Here is a 15,183-nt window from a genome sequence, read left to right as displayed (position 1 = left end):
TATATATTATGGCACTACAAAAATGATTTTGACATAAAATGAACGTAGGAATAAGGGTTTGAGGGGCATGAAATTGCAAAAAAAGTTTGATTTGAATGCTTTGTAATCAAAAATTTACCAACTTGGGTTATGCGCTAAGTGTTGGCATGTTTGACATTAAAAACACATACGATGATTTCTTTGTCTTATCTAACTTAGGAAAGATTGCAGGCTCTGCGCATACGCCTTTTATTAGTAATATTGGTCCTGAGTTTTTTGGTTATAGTAGTTTTGAAGAGTTTGATGAGGTTAAAGATTTAGAAGGACTATTAGAAGGCTCCAAATTCAAAATGTGGAATCAGTTTAGAAAAACAGAGGAAGCAGCATATGTCGGCATGACTTTTCCTCGATATTTAATTAGACGTCCTTATGATGATAATTCAACCGAGCTATATGGATCAAGAAATCAGTATTCGGTTAGTTTTTTCCGTGAGAAGCTTAACAACCCATTTGATCAAAAGTCTTATGTATGGGGATTCTCATCTGGATTATTGGCACGAAATATTATTACTTCGTTCAAAAAAACAGGTTGGTGTCAGTATATTCGTGGTCCTTTGGGAGGCGGGTTGATTGAAGATATTCCAACGTATCAATTTGAAATTGGCAATTACAAGCAAAAAACAGGGAGTGTTGAATACTTTATATCAGACTCCCAAGAGTATGCTTTCTCTAAAGCAGGGCTTATCCCTTTTGTTGGAGATAAACGTGGCGAAGGTGGATGTTTCTTTAGCGTTCAATCAGCAAAGTTCGTTCCTGATAATTTAGAAAATTTAGATTTAATGGAAAGTATTCAAGCCAATTCTAACCTTTCATATACGCTTTCAGTATCTCGCGTTGCGCATTATGTAAAATCAATGGTGAGAGACAGAATTGGTTCGAACTATGATCAAGAAAAGATTCAAACCTTTTTGTCAGATTGGTTAAACGGCTTTGTAACGATAGCATCTAATCCAAGTGATGTGACGTTAGCCTATTTTCCGTTTAAAGAGGCAAGTGTCAAAGTTGAACCGCAACCAGGTAAGCTTGGTTGGTATGGTTGTTCAATTGATCTTGTACCACATATTCAACTAGAAGGCATTGATGTTTCACTGCGTCTTGCAACCAAACTACCGATTGGTGAGGGAAGCGATGAAGCTGAGTCTGATAGTGAATAAGAATAATCAATAAAACAAGAAAAGGAGTCTATATATGTCAGTAATAAGTTCTCAAAATGTGCAAATATCAAATGGTCATGTTACATTTAGCTCTGTACACAATGCGTGGATAAAAGGGCACACAGGGGATAGGGAGCTTGCGCATGCTGCGCGTTTTTATGCCAAAAGCTTTTCATTTGCAAGTACTGCTGCAGATGATAAGTTTGCTGCTCAAGATGGTGGTTCTGAATTAGGGACAACAGAAGATGCGCCGATTCTAATCACTCAGGCAACACTTCCTCTTTATCCAAAGCAAACTGATGCACAAGTGTCTTTGTCTGGTTATATTACTTATAATCAGGGTCAAGCAATTTCAGATAAGCTTGATAATATGGGCAGTACACCAGTCATGGAGTTTGAAATTTCTGAGCTTAATGAAAATCAAATTATCTTAGATAATAAAGAAATGACATTTACTTATGGTGTTAAAATTGATGACACCATCAAGTTTAGAGTAGCTAAGGATAATATCCAGATTATTCCAGATGACAAAGGTAATCTTGCTGAAATACATATCACAGGCGGTAACTACTCAGAAGATGTGTCGTCAACTATACACGTACAAACAAGACAACCTAATAATATCCAATCTTTCAAGGTTGCCAACGCCTAGATAATTAATTATTGATGTCGTAAATTTTATTTAGTTGCATGAGTTGCTTTGCTAGGGGGATGCAGCTAAATATTTTCCTTTAAATTCTTGACGTATTCAGGAGAAAACCATGTCGTATAAGCAAAAAATTCCAAGCTCCAGAGTTAATATTACCTATGATATTGTTTCTGTAGGCAATGTAAAAAAGAAAAAAGAGTTACCACTTAAGATTCTTATTATGGGTGATTTCTCTCTTGGTGAGTCTAAGGAGATGAAGAAATCATATTATGATAGAACGGTATTAAACGGTAAAGGTGGTGTTAATGCGGTATTGTCAAAGCTAGATATTAGCAAAACAATTAGTGTTAATAATAGAATTACACCACATCAATCAGAAAAACTTGATATTGATTTGCAGCTTAAGAATATCAATGCCTTTAGTCCATTGTCTTTGGCAAATCAGATTCCTGCACTTAAAAAGTTACTACGATTAAAAGAAATTGTTGCAAACTTTGAAACAACTTTTGATAACAATCGAGCGTTTCAAGAGAAAATTCGCGAGATGCTTGCTAGTGCTGAAAATAAAGAGATGATCAAAAAATCATTGGTTAATATTGAGGAATATAATGCTTTATTAAATGCAAGTAAGTATGTCCCTAAGGCTCTAGAAGATGCAAGCAATTCGGCTGATACAACGGCATTGATTGAGGGTGAAGGAAGTGCTGAAAATATAGAGGAACAACCAAAAGATAAAGAGTAACGCTCAATATTATCTCATTTTAAATTACATTTTGCCAAAAAGAAGCATATGGGGAATTTCTGATGGATCATCAAACATTATGGATGCTATGGCTTGATATTGTTCAACAAGCAAAAGACATTAAAAAGTATGTTCATCCAGAGCTAGAAAAAGAAAAAGCCACTGATAATCTAACAATCTATCGTACGGTATTAGTAGAAAAAATAGAATGTTTTAAAAGTAATTTGGAGCAGAAATATTCTGAGAGCATTCTATTTTATATCCTATTTCCATTGGTCAGCTTTTGTGATGAAAAAGTGAACTTATATTTATTTAATCATATGAGTTTATCCAAAGCGAGTTGGGAGTCATTGCAAACAGAGTTTTTTCAAAGACGAGATGGTGGAGAACATTTCTTTAGAATGATTGATGCTATTTTGGCTAAAGAAGTCAAAGTTCCGATTGTTATTCCAATACAGATCAACTTGCTATTAAAAGAAGGCTTTAAGGGGAAATACCATCTTGCTAATCAATATAATATTACGCTGTATGAGAAGAAGCTTGAAACGATGATTGAAAATGAATCTGGATGCGATGTTGTTAATAAAGGCTATGAAAATGTGCTTGAGAGTTTGTCTATACATCAAACACTGCAGTCAACTAAATCGCGATGGTCTAAGCGATTTTTAACTAAATCATACTACATAAGTGCTGCAATTTTAGGTGTTGCAATTGTTTGTAGTAGCTATCTATTCTTAATACTGAGGTAAGGCTATGCTTGATAATACGAACACGTTACAGCGAAAGGTCTATTATGATGCATTATCAATAGTAGTAAAGCCGTTGAATGATCGTTTTGAGACACAAGGCGATGGTGTTGTTATTGCGCCTAAGTATATAGATCAATTAGTATTTAATCTTAAAACATATGGTTTTGAAGGTAAAATTAGTTTTACGTTATCCTCTAAAAACTCAATGAATGAGGATTTAAGCTTTCTTTTAAATAATAGAGGAATGTTTGCATTAGAATTTATATTGCAGGTCAGGGATCATATACAGCTATCCGATGCGAATACACTGCCAATGCAGAGTAATACAATTAAACTTATGGCAGTTTTTGATCCATTATCAAAAAATCCAGGCACTTTATTGAGCTTATCTGAAATCAAGTTCAATCAGTTTCAAGACCAACAGCAGTGTGAAGTATATGAAGCAAATCAAGTATTTAATTTCACATTTTCCGATCCTTTGGCTGCCATTGCCAAGAAAATTAAAACAATCAAGGTCTTTCAAGATAGTACTCATAAAGATGTTATAACCTCAATGTCTGCAGCATTCTCAAATCTAGTTAAGCTTGAAATTGATGATGCGTTGACTCAATTTACTCAAGATAAGCAACCCTATATATGTGTTAATAGTATTGAATTTGGATTGTATAACTCTTTGATAGAGTGGTTATATGACTACCAACTACAGCTTTATTTTAATTATGATAAGCAAGAATACTTCATCAGCAGTCAGGTCGAAACCTATGCTGGTCAGTATGAGGTTAGTAATGGCACTTTATCTACTCCCGACACACACAAACTAGATAAAGTGCTATTACTAAATACACAACAAGCACTAGGGAAGTGTAATATTGCAAATATCAGTTACCCGCTGCCGAAGTCACAACTATCATCGATAGATAGGGGGTTGACTGATGACGTTTTTTCAAGAGTTGCACCTAGTTATTACCAAATTCCAAATCAATATCAGCAATATGTTAATTATGTTGAGAAAAAGGAACAAAATGAAGACTCATCTGCTTACCTAATACAGTTAGAATTTGGTAATTTACCGACGCAATTACCACTTTACCCTGTTAGTGGATTCAGTTTCCCAGATGGTTTTTTTGACTCATATGCTAACGAGTTAAATGACAGTTATCGTATAACAGCAATTGCTTTTGAGTTTAAGTTTCACCAGAATATAAAAGACTATCGCGCTTTTGACAGTCATAGTCGCCTAACAAATGAGATGGTAGATCAGAAAATGCCGCTCAATATTGCAACTAAATTAACACTTATTTCTGATAAATCAACAGCAATAGACTTACCTGCATATCAAAAAACGACAGCATTTAAAGCGCAAGCATGTGTGATCAAAGACGATGCATCAACAGATGACATATATGCAACATCACTTTATCAGGGAGCCACCAAGACTGCATCAGATATTTCACAGCAGCCATCTGATGATACAAGCTATCATCGATTTACACCTTATAGTGACGATCAAATGTCTTACCATATTGAGCTGCCAAGTTTATTACTTGCTGACGATGAGTCAAGTAACAGCTTTGCTGCAGTGGTTAAGCCTAATAGTTTATTGAGCCAAGCTTATTTTCCTTTAAGAAATAATACACAAGTATGGGTTGATTTACATCGTGAATATATAGAGATCTCAGCATCACTTATGCACCATGTTAACTCAGATATATTTGCATCTCAAACAGCACAGGTGACGGGTATAAATTGGGGTAGTCAAAATGAAGCAACGATACGTTATGAAGTAGGTAGTCAAGATAGTGCTCTATATATTGAGCAAAACAATGATAGTGGTAAAAAAACGCTACAAATCAACAAAGATGGCTTCACACTTAAATTGACAGATTAAGAGGTAATGCATATGAGTATTTTATTAACTTTTTTGAAAAACTATGGAACATCAATTGCTATTGTTGCTGTTATTATTGTGATGCTCGTTTTTTGGAGAAGGTATAAGAAATATATTAAAAAATTAGTTAATTTTATTGTCTCAATTTCAAAGAGTATATTTCGTTCATCAACAAAAAATCGCTATCTTAAAGGATTAAGAACCTGTCTAAACAGGTTGCCTGCAAATGTTTATCCAGGATTATCCAATAAACAGCCTTATTTATTACTTAATTTTGCTCAGGATCAATTTGTGATTGATGAGACAGGATTAGGAGAGCTAATTGCAGGAAATAAATCAAGTATTAATAAAGATTCTTGTTTTTATTTATCAAATAATTTTGTTATCCATGAGTTGCACGATTTAGATCAAGTTGATTTTGATGCATTAGAAGCATGTTGGTTGAAGATATCTCAAAAAACAAAGCGTATCCCTATTGTTGTCGTTCACGATAAGCTAGATGATCTAACACAGAAAAAAGCAATGCTTGTGGCATCTAGCTTAAATATTTTTGCTCAAAAATTAGAAATTCAACCGATTGTGAGCTTGTCATTTTCAATGCAAAATCTTGAGGGTTATGACGCGTATCAAAAGCTGTCAATGGTCAGTGAATACATCCCGATAAAAACGATTTCGGAAGAGAGAATTTTAGATGCTAATTTGATGGTTAAGGAATGGGTAAAGTTACCATTACAATACTTTGAGCAACATGAAACTGAGATTATCAAGGCAGTCGGTTATAATGTTCAAAAAGTCGGTGAAATCCATAACTTCTTACAAAAGGTGCTAACCTATCAAAATAGTGTCGAGCATTACTATGCTGCGATTATATCTAATTCACCACAGAGTATTCGCAATTTACTATTATATATGCCGCGTCAAAAAACATCATATCAACAAAATATCTTCAGTTTTGTATTATCAGGTGATAAGAAGGGCCTTAATATCAATTATCCTGCTGTTAGTGGCTATGGTGTTGGTGTTATTGGTGTTATTTATTCTTCTGTGTTACTTGCAAATGCTATTGGATTTCAAGCACAAGTAGATGATATTTCAAATAATATTAGTTATGCCGACACGCCTTTAAATATCAGTCAACTCCAAGAAGCATATCGTGATCAGTTGGCATCAAATCCATCAGAATATGGAGTTAGCCTATTGCCGCAATACTATATTAGTAAAGTGCTAAATAGGGCGTATAGTCAAGAAATCTTATCCAAGGTGAAAGCACTTATCGCTAAAACACCAACCGAAACAACGCGAATTCTAATGTCTTATTTATTCGTGGCAAGTCATGATGACGTTAGAAAAATCATTCAACAAAATAAATATGTTTGGCAAGAAATAACTGATTTAAATGCCAATGAAATTGATACGGTCTTAAATTATGCGGCTAACTTTGATGCTTCAGATTTAGGAAAAATTGTTAATAGTAATACCTCATTAACAGGCAGCGATAATTATACAGTGAAAATTAGCGATGCGTATTTTAAGTATTTATTATCCTCAAGTTCAGTGACGATTAATGATTGGCAGCGATTTATAGAGCAAGAATTTTTGCCTTTGGTCAAAGTGAATTTGTTGACGTCATTATCCCATACTGATAACTGGTTAACACATATGCTTTACCCTCAACAGTCGCATATTCCATCAATTAAAACACAGATTAGCAAATCAGATTACCAACATTTAAATGATTTAATTCAAGTCAAGTCCTTTAAAACATATTTGGATTTGCCAACTACAATTGACTCCTTAAGTCAGGTTGTTGCCTTGCTCAATAAAACACAATTGATGGTTGGTGATCTTAAAAAACATATGGACTCACCATTACAACAAAAAATGGTTGAAAGTCTTTTAAAGGCGCGAGTTAACTCCATTAGTGCAATGGTCGTAAGTGCGAATAACTATGACATATTAAAACAAACACAATCAGATAGTACATTGGTGAGCTTTCAAAATTATTCCATTCCTTTGATATATACTAAAGAGGGGCTAGATCAATATGTGGTAAAAATTATTGGTGACTACAAGAAGCTCAGTACATCACTTGGGAAACAAGCTAATATGAATGTGCTTGATACTTGGCAGAAGCAAGTGGTTGATCATTACACCAATCAATATATCGAAACATATACTAACTTGATGTCTAATCTGCTAATGCAACAATCTAAAGGAGAGCCTCAATACTTAATAGGAATTAAAAACTATTTGACGCAAATAAGTTCTATTCAAGTTTGGCAGTTGATCTATTCATTTTATAACGAGAACACTAAAGAGGTGTTAATGAAAGATTATCCCTTCACTAATGAAATTAGCAATCAATTCACTTCTTTAAATGCATTTTTGAGTAATCAGCAGTTAAGACAGCAATATGTTGATATTTTATCAGAGTTAGCTACTGAATTATCACAGCCGAGTAATGCGATTATAAAAATAACTAAAAATGAGCTAATTGAAGGTGATAACTCGTATAGTAAAATGTTGTCATCAGTCCTGAAACAGCAGAATATTCCACAATCGCTTATTGACAGTTTGCTATCTCCGGTACATATGGTCGTAAGGCATGGTGTTAAACTTATTGAGAAACAATCGGCACAAAAATGGCAAAAATTTACTACGGCATTGTCAACTCGATTTGCTAGGATGTATCCATTTTCTCCGGCTGCAAAGATGACGGTGAATTTAAGAATGTTAAATGATCTGTTGTTGGGGCAGTCAAGTCTATATAAAAGCTACTTTGATTTAGTCTCACCATTTTTAATTAAAAATGACAGTGGCGAGTATGTCTGTAAAAAGATCACCTATTTAAATACTTGTCCAATTGATACTGCAGATATTAATGCGATTAACCAATTGCAATCACTAATAATAGATTTAGAGGATGCCAAGGGTAATCCGCAGTCACTTCCTGCTGAAATACATATTGATCAATATCGCAATATTACGTCTGAAGGACAGGGTATAAAATATGCATTTGTAAATTTTGATAATCAAACATTCTATGGCATCAATACAGATATTGGTTGGCTAAAAGCGAAAATTAACTGGTGGCAGCCACTTACCTTAAAAGTAGGAATTATTCTTAATAATGGTCAGGTTTATAATAGCAGTAAAAATTATGTTAATGGTTTTGCACTATTACAGGATTATGCAGCTAATCAACAAAATGGTAAATGGAAAGTGATGATTCCTAAAACAGGTGTTAATGTTGATATTTCATTAAAATCAGCGACGGTTGATAAGCTATCAATTCTGGCGCAAGAAATTTAGCACACCACTACAATATTAATTTGAGGTAATTTTATTATATGAGAAAGTCAATTTTTGCTTTGCTACTTGTTGTTTTTATTGATGCCTTAGGCATAGGGATATTATTTCCTGTTTTGAGCGCTGTTATTATGAATCCACAAACGCATTTTTTAGCATATGGAACCAGTATAGATACAAGACAGTTATACTATGGGATAACCATTGCAATTTTTTTCATTTGTTGGTTTGTAGGCGCAATATACTTGGCTAAAACATCAGATCAAATTGGACGAAAACGTGTTTTACTGATTTGTTTGGTTGGTCTTTTCATAGGGTATGGATTAACAGGGTTAGCAATTGCGTCTAATAGTTTATTACTTCTTATCGTTGGCAGGGTTGTTGGTGGGATAACAGCGGGTAGTCAACCAATTGCGCAGGCTGCCATTATAGATGTAAGCAGCACAGAAGAGCGTACTAAAAATTTAGGATTAATCATGTTTGCATTTTCTTTGGGGCTTATAGCTGGACCTATTATTGGAGGATTGCTATCTGATAAAAGCTTATGCTTATGGTTTAATGATCAGCTTCCCTTTTATCTGACGTTAATATTAATTGCTATTAATATTCTAATTCTCTTAATAACTTATCAAGATCAAACAAAGTTGGAAAAAAGTAGTTATTATTTCAAACCAACTGAGATAATAACCCAATTTTATGGTGTTTTTAAAAATAAGAATGTTCTCAAGTTGTCGGTTGTATTTTTTTTAATGCAAATATCGTTTAATACATTCTACATATTTTTACCAGTCTATTTGTACAGGAAATATCATTATGATGTTTTTATGAATAGTTTGATGATGCTTGTATTAGGAATTGCAATGGCAATTAGTACAATATTTTTAGTTCCATTATTCCAAAAACACTTTAAACAAAAACATTGTGTGATTATAAATCTATCAGTCATGGCCATAATGCTTTTTTTGCTGCTCATTAATTGGAGAAGTTATGACATCCTTATATTGGGAGGAGTTTTTATGCTTGCATTTGGTGTTGCATATACCAATATGTTGGGGATGTTTTCTCATTCAGTTTCAGATAAGAAGCAAGGCTGGGTAATGGGTGTTACTGTTTCGCTATTTACATCAGGTTCAGCAATTACATCATTATTTGGTGAGAAGTTATTAGATATATCAGTTAATCTTCCTTTTGTCTTGGCGATTATAGTCTTTGTTTTGACTGCTATACTATTATATTTTTTAAATATTGGAAGCTACCTTGTATCGCAACAAGTTAATGATTAAATAGTAACTATAGATTACATCTTTAAAGGGGAAACAAATGACAGTTGAAAAGCTCATGCCAATAGCCGTTGCATTAAGTCATATGGCGCGTATTTATGTTCCAACATCATCTAATTTAAATTTAGATGCAGGTAATAGTGATTACCAATTTACCAAAGCTTTCACAGATATTAAGACCAGCGTTTACGAAGATGATTATTTAGGTATAATGAGCGTTGGCTATGGGACTTGTGGTTATTTATCAACAATGATGAGACTTATAGCAACGCATATAAAAAAACCAGATGAATTGGTAGAAAAAACTTATTTAACACATATCCTATTGAATAGTCATGTCTATTGTTTGTTACATTCTTCACAAAGTCTCCATGAATTTGTATCAAACTTAAGAGGAACTACAAATTGCAAGGCTTGTGCAGCAAGCTTTTGTGAGATGGCATCAAAGAGCAACTTTAGTGATGCAATTATAGTTGATCCATGGGTTTATAAAGTAACACCGTTAAAAGATTGGTTAAAACACATTGAGTATGCTGTGAAGTTTGGTGGTAATATACCACATATGTATTCTAAGAAAAACAGTTTAGGCAAAGAAGTAGGTTGCGTTCAGAGAGTGATTGGGGACGTGGGAGGTTTTCTTCCTAAATCTGTTATTATAGGTGAACATTATGATAAGGTTAACTATAAAAAAATAGAACCAAAAATGCAAAAATTATTTGACAAGTTAGTTGGCGCCTACAAGCAGTCCAAATTAAATATGAAATTCAACAACCAATATGGACAATATGATAACCATCTAAAAGGTTTAGGAAAAGATAATGCAAATATACTTCGGACTAATTTTTATAATGAGTTTAAGAAAATTTCTAAAATATGCGATCTATTACAAGAGATTGTGGCTCAACTCAAGGTAAGATCGAGACACAACCGTTATGTTACTAGTACGAGGTTTAACAATAGTAAGCATGAGGCATATTATATTATTGAGAACCATTTGCAGTTGATTCAGAAAGCTCCTGAAAATTTTTGGCCAGGTCTTATCAAGGTGCTGTCTGCAGAAGTGAAAGATATTGTAAAAACAATGTTGAGCATTGCTTTCCACATTCGCTATAAGAACCACCTTAAAGACTATAAAAAGATTACACTTGGTGATCTTCATACAACAACATCCGGTAATGAGTTAATCCGTGTGCTTAACTCTAATACTAAATATTTTGATATATTTAATTTTTGTGGCTTTAGTTTAGATCAGAATAGTCATAAGATTACATATACCGAGTTTGTGCAACAAATAATAGCCAACTATCAGGGAAGTGTTCATGATTTTTATAGTAATAGTTTATATAATCAATATCTAGTAAAAGCAAATAATCTAAAAAGCTCAGTATTGGGTACTGCTTATAGAGAGAGAACAATAACCCAAAAGGAAGAAGCTATTTTGAATCTTGAATATGGGTTTGATATATGATATTTATTGCGCTTTAGACTGATATGTGGGCTAATACATGTTATAGCTATACTTGAAAAAATCCTTAAGAGGCTGACTTGATTTTTTAAAGAATAATACAACATAACTTTTTATCTTTTTCCTTATTTTCCAACAGAGATGTTTTTTCAGAAACCAATTTATGTTGAAGAGATTTTTTTGTCGAGAAGTCATAAGTATACACAAGTTTTCCGAATAGATTTCTAAGGTGGATTTCTTTGGAGTTAATATGGGTTGTAGCCACGTCTTTCATTAGAGAGTCTTCAAGCCTTATAATAGTCTGAATTTTAAGCCCTGATTCTGAAATTTGATCTTCCATTTGGTTGAATTCAGCGTTAGGAAAAGTATCACCAGGGCAGCCCATTAAAATAGTAACTGGATTAGATGCAGATTTCATTCTAATCTCATTTAGCCAGACATCGAACGTTTCTTCAGTACCACAGTGATAGTGCCCAAAAATCACATTAGATACAGCAAATACTGCCTTACATCCAGCATAGCCTCCACCAAAACCTTGATTGAATATGTTTGCGTTTTTATCTATTCCACGCCCATTACCTGAAACGATCTCATCTGTTCTGGTTCTTTCAAAAACCATACCATAACACATACCAATATAATACTGCATTAAGTTCTCCATAATTATTAACTATTTAAAAGTATATTAAGATTATTAGGTGACATATTTTCATAACAACGCTATTTTGACAGCTATTTAAAAATACCAAATCATTTTATAAAAAGTCGATAAATGCTTATTCCACCTTTTTGCAATGAACCAAGCTGCGTATAAAAGAGTTTCTATTAACAATTTGGTTTAAAGCAGACCTTGATGTGGTCATGTGGATTCCCTCTTGTGAGCTTATATGCTTTTGCTAAATACAATTTTATCTAATTTTAGAAAAGCGTATTACCGAATAAATACGGTATTTTAAAAAGGAAGATGCGTTAGATAATAAAGCAACTTGATCTCTTACTGCTCACATGTGTTGATAGTTTGCTCTCTTTATCTCTTAAATTTTCTAAGAAGGAGATAACATTGTCAGTGGAGTAATCTGTCTGAATTTCAACCCGCGCAAGATCATTGTCATCGTTCTCATCCTCAGTGAGATCATGTAGTTTCCAAAGCTTTACATCTTTAAAATATTTGCGCTTAATTAATGCGCTTCTTATCGCAAAATCATCAAAAAGCGCCTTTGAGAAAAAAGGGTTACCAGGTGGCGAATATTTCCATATAAACGCGATTAGTTCTAAAAATTCAATCCTTTTAATATCACTATCAAGTGAATCCAAATATAGTCTAACTATACACCCATAGGCAATTTCTGTGGCATACTCTGAGTTTTTTGTAGGTGTTAGACCGCTTAGTCCTATCGCTCGACCTGCTTCATAGTGAACGGTGAATGGATAACCATGTTTTGCCAAAAGTGCATTTTGCAAGCCAAATACAAATGTTCTACCATTGCCATCTTCGAGTGGATGAAGCCCATGCATTGTTTGTATGAAGCAAGTGATTCTCTCAAGATCAGTCAATACTTCTTCTTGATAAGCCTTTCTAGTATTGTCGCACTTTTTACCTTGTTTGTTAGTCATTGAGTCATGCTTAAATTCTAGATTTTTATCTGAACCATAGATTGCATCACCATCACCATCATCATCGCTAGAGTTTTCTAAGATGTAATATTTATTGTTTGAAAATTGCTTTCTTTTTTCTAAAATATAATATTCATATATATGTGAGCCTCTTTTATATAAAAAATTGATCATGACACAAATTGCCTTTTTTAGGTAATCACCTCTAATATTGATAGATATATAATCTGCATTATTATATGAAACGGGTGTAAACTCATTAAGAAATCTTAGGTCAATTTTTCTGTTGTGAAGTCTGCTACCTCCATTATTGTTGAAAGCATCAAGCTCTAAAAGATGTAACTTTTCCTTGCAGGAAAGATACTCTACTAGTAATTTATCTGTATCTTTGAGCATCTCTATAAATTTGGAGAAAGTAGTTCTTATGTTTGTGCGAACTAATTTGGGACAAGTGTTTTTGGCTAAGTCATGAACTTTTTGAAGTGCAATCAGTAAATATTTGAAATGTGGATTAAAATCTTTATTATTGCATAATTTATCTATCACTTTTTTAGATTCTTCTATCTCACCTATTAGCTTGGAAACTCTCTTTTTGTTATAGGAATTCTCATTTTTAAGCCTCATCAAAACCAGTTGTATTTTAGAATTAACATCGTCAAACTCAGTAAATAAATCATCTGTTTGCTTCTCATCAAGGTTATATTTGGTCTTATATTCTTTTAAATATTCACGTTTACATTTTATGCCTTGCTCGGTTAATTTTTTTTTAGCCCAATATTGGCGAAGTGGGTTAGAATAATTTAGATCATCTCCAGATATACGATTAAGTGCGACAATGAAGTTATCAATTTGCAGCTTGCCTTCTGATGTAGGTTCTATGCACGTCCCAAACTTTTCAACTATCAGTTTTCTAAGTCCCTTTTGAGTGGTTTTAAAGTCTTTAATGACTCGTTCAAGTATATCTAAAGTGAATTCTCTATTTGAATTGATTAAATATTGTTTAAACCTATCTGTAACTAATAGGGCTTCCATGAGGTATTTACGATGATCTTGATTATTATATAGATCCGATATATAACTAGTCTGAAGAGGTTGGGATTGCTTGATCCCCTCAAGTATGGGGCTGATGTCGGCTAAAGAGTAAATAATAGAACTCGGTATTTTTTTCATGGCGATGTTTTGATAACACTTTAAAGTGCTAAGTTTAATTGACAGTAGCATATGATTCCCTTATGTAAAATATAACGTCTATGCGACGTATCCATGATTTTCGTGTTAATAAGCCTAAGTATATTGCATCATGCATATACAGGCGGATATAGTTTATAAGGCATCAAATAGCAAAAATACCGAATAAATACGGTTGTAGTTATTAATGAGATTACTTATGCTCTTTCTGGGGGCTCACAAAATTTTTGATAGGGCATTAATCGAATTAGCAATGGGGTGAATTTGTGTTTAAAAGTCAGTTTATGTCAACAATGGTAGATCAGTTAAGATTAAAGACAGAAGAGTTTCTAACGACGTATCCAATTTTCGAAGCTGAGACTCTGATGATTGTTGATAGGGTACCTATGCAAGGAGTTCAGTCATTTGAGTTTAGTAAGAATAAAGCAGCTTTAAATGGTTTATGGTTGGACGTTGGCAATAACTCGGCATTTAAATGCTATTGGTTACCTTGGAAAAGTCAAAAAACAACATCAATTTTATTAGAAGATAGAGCTAATTATTTTTTCACTTCTCAGTTAGGTGGTTGCAGGGTTGTTATTACGCCTAAAAACAATAGGAAGTCAGCTCATATTATCCATATAGCCGGTGATGGAGAAACAATTAGAAGGGGAGTGAGACGACGCGATGCCCATAAAGTTTGGAAAGATCAGGAACAACAGAAGCATCAGTGTAAAGTTGAAGGTTTTGAACATAGGAGAAAAGTTACCTCTACAGATTCTAACCGAGATTATAGCTATAGTGGAGAAGGAGGAAATATTATTGGGGTACGTGCTGCTAATGGACAGTGGCATTTTTGGTTACAAAAAATAAATTTTAGTACAGGCACAGTTGAGTTTGTTAATGAAATTGATTTTTGTGGGCAGAAGAGTTCAATAGACTTAACTGAAGCATCTGAAGAATTTTTTTATGTCCAAAGCCAAAAGATACTTAAGTCCAATATAATACCCCAAGAAATTTAAACAGTATCTTTTGAAATTCATTTCCGATATATTGTTGAAAGTGAAATGAACAGAGGGCGTATTTATGAGCACAAAAAGGACAAGTTACTCATCCGAGTTTAAGGT

Annotated in this window: 11 protein-coding genes; 9 read left to right on the top strand and 2 right to left on the bottom strand. The window is 33.6% G+C overall.

All coding sequences use genetic code 11. The features are described from left to right. Positions 1-95 precede the first annotated feature (95 nt). From tssC to DNJ75_RS13025, 8 genes are all read left to right on the top strand, one after another. Positions 96-1,193 carry a type VI secretion system contractile sheath large subunit gene (gene tssC / locus DNJ75_RS13060; RefSeq protein WP_117003898.1) on the top strand — a complete coding sequence of 366 codons (1,098 nt, stop codon included), beginning with the start codon at positions 96-98 and terminating at the stop codon, positions 1,191-1,193. 34 nt (positions 1,194-1,227) lie between these two features. After that, positions 1,228-1,845, top strand: coding sequence for a hypothetical protein (locus DNJ75_RS13055; RefSeq protein WP_117003897.1), 618 nt, complete (start codon positions 1,228-1,230; stop codon positions 1,843-1,845). Between the two features lie 109 nt (positions 1,846-1,954). Next, on the top strand, positions 1,955-2,584 hold the full coding sequence (gene tssB, locus DNJ75_RS13050) for a type VI secretion system contractile sheath small subunit (protein ID WP_117003896.1): 630 nt from the start codon (positions 1,955-1,957) through the stop codon (positions 2,582-2,584). A 62-nt stretch (positions 2,585-2,646) separates the two neighbouring features. Further along, positions 2,647-3,333, top strand: coding sequence for a DotU family type IV/VI secretion system protein (locus DNJ75_RS13045; protein WP_117003895.1), 687 nt, complete (start codon positions 2,647-2,649; stop codon positions 3,331-3,333). Between the two features lie 4 nt (positions 3,334-3,337). Then, positions 3,338-5,221, top strand: coding sequence for a hypothetical protein (locus DNJ75_RS13040; RefSeq protein WP_117003894.1), 1,884 nt, complete (start codon positions 3,338-3,340; stop codon positions 5,219-5,221). Between the two features lie 12 nt (positions 5,222-5,233). Further along, positions 5,234-8,533, top strand: coding sequence for a hypothetical protein (locus DNJ75_RS13035; RefSeq protein WP_117003893.1), 3,300 nt, complete (start codon positions 5,234-5,236; stop codon positions 8,531-8,533). A gap of 38 nt (positions 8,534-8,571) precedes the next feature. After that, on the top strand, positions 8,572-9,813 hold the full coding sequence (locus DNJ75_RS13030; protein ID WP_117003892.1) for an MFS transporter: 1,242 nt from the start codon (positions 8,572-8,574) through the stop codon (positions 9,811-9,813). Positions 9,814-9,850: 37 nt separating this feature from the next. Next, positions 9,851-11,278 carry a hypothetical protein gene (locus DNJ75_RS13025; protein ID WP_117003891.1) on the top strand — a complete coding sequence of 476 codons (1,428 nt, stop codon included), beginning with the start codon at positions 9,851-9,853 and terminating at the stop codon, positions 11,276-11,278. Positions 11,279-11,363: 85 nt separating this feature from the next. On the opposite strand, the gene DNJ75_RS13020 is transcribed toward DNJ75_RS13025, so the two are convergent. Both DNJ75_RS13020 and DNJ75_RS13015 read right to left on the bottom strand, forming a co-directional pair. Then, positions 11,364-11,924, bottom strand: coding sequence for a hypothetical protein (locus tag DNJ75_RS13020; RefSeq protein WP_117003890.1), 561 nt, complete (start codon positions 11,922-11,924; stop codon positions 11,364-11,366). A gap of 320 nt (positions 11,925-12,244) precedes the next feature. Further along, positions 12,245-14,110, bottom strand: a complete 1,866-nt coding sequence (locus DNJ75_RS13015) for a hypothetical protein (RefSeq protein ID WP_117003889.1) — start codon at positions 14,108-14,110, stop codon at positions 12,245-12,247. Between the two features lie 233 nt (positions 14,111-14,343). Between DNJ75_RS13015 and DNJ75_RS13010 the strand changes: the two genes are divergently transcribed. Beyond that, positions 14,344-15,078 carry a hypothetical protein gene (locus DNJ75_RS13010; protein ID WP_117003888.1) on the top strand — a complete coding sequence of 245 codons (735 nt, stop codon included), beginning with the start codon at positions 14,344-14,346 and terminating at the stop codon, positions 15,076-15,078. The last annotated feature ends 105 nt before the right edge of the window (positions 15,079-15,183 follow it).

Origin of the sequence: Cysteiniphilum litorale (assembly GCF_003428165.1) — a bacterium.
Lineage (GTDB): Bacteria > Pseudomonadota > Gammaproteobacteria > Francisellales > Francisellaceae > Caedibacter > Caedibacter litoralis.
The sequence above is the reverse complement of the archived record's forward strand: the minus strand, read 5'-3'. Positions and strand labels throughout refer to the sequence as shown.

Excerpts from the sequence above, each read along its gene's own strand:
- tssC (WP_117003898.1), top strand. The coding sequence starts at position 96 with ATGCTTTGTAATCAAAAATTTACCAACTTGGGTTATGCGCTAAGTGTT.
- DNJ75_RS13055 (WP_117003897.1), top strand. The coding sequence starts at position 1,228 with ATGTCAGTAATAAGTTCTCAAAATGTGCAAATATCAAATGGTCATGTT.
- tssB (WP_117003896.1), top strand. The coding sequence starts at position 1,955 with ATGTCGTATAAGCAAAAAATTCCAAGCTCCAGAGTTAATATTACCTAT.
- DNJ75_RS13045 (WP_117003895.1), top strand. The coding sequence starts at position 2,647 with ATGGATCATCAAACATTATGGATGCTATGGCTTGATATTGTTCAACAA.
- DNJ75_RS13040 (WP_117003894.1), top strand. The coding sequence starts at position 3,338 with ATGCTTGATAATACGAACACGTTACAGCGAAAGGTCTATTATGATGCA.
- DNJ75_RS13035 (WP_117003893.1), top strand. The coding sequence starts at position 5,234 with ATGAGTATTTTATTAACTTTTTTGAAAAACTATGGAACATCAATTGCT.
- DNJ75_RS13030 (WP_117003892.1), top strand. The coding sequence starts at position 8,572 with ATGAGAAAGTCAATTTTTGCTTTGCTACTTGTTGTTTTTATTGATGCC.
- DNJ75_RS13025 (WP_117003891.1), top strand. The coding sequence starts at position 9,851 with ATGACAGTTGAAAAGCTCATGCCAATAGCCGTTGCATTAAGTCATATG.
- DNJ75_RS13020 (WP_117003890.1), bottom strand. The coding sequence starts at position 11,924 with ATGCAGTATTATATTGGTATGTGTTATGGTATGGTTTTTGAAAGAACC.
- DNJ75_RS13015 (WP_117003889.1), bottom strand. The coding sequence starts at position 14,110 with ATGCTACTGTCAATTAAACTTAGCACTTTAAAGTGTTATCAAAACATC.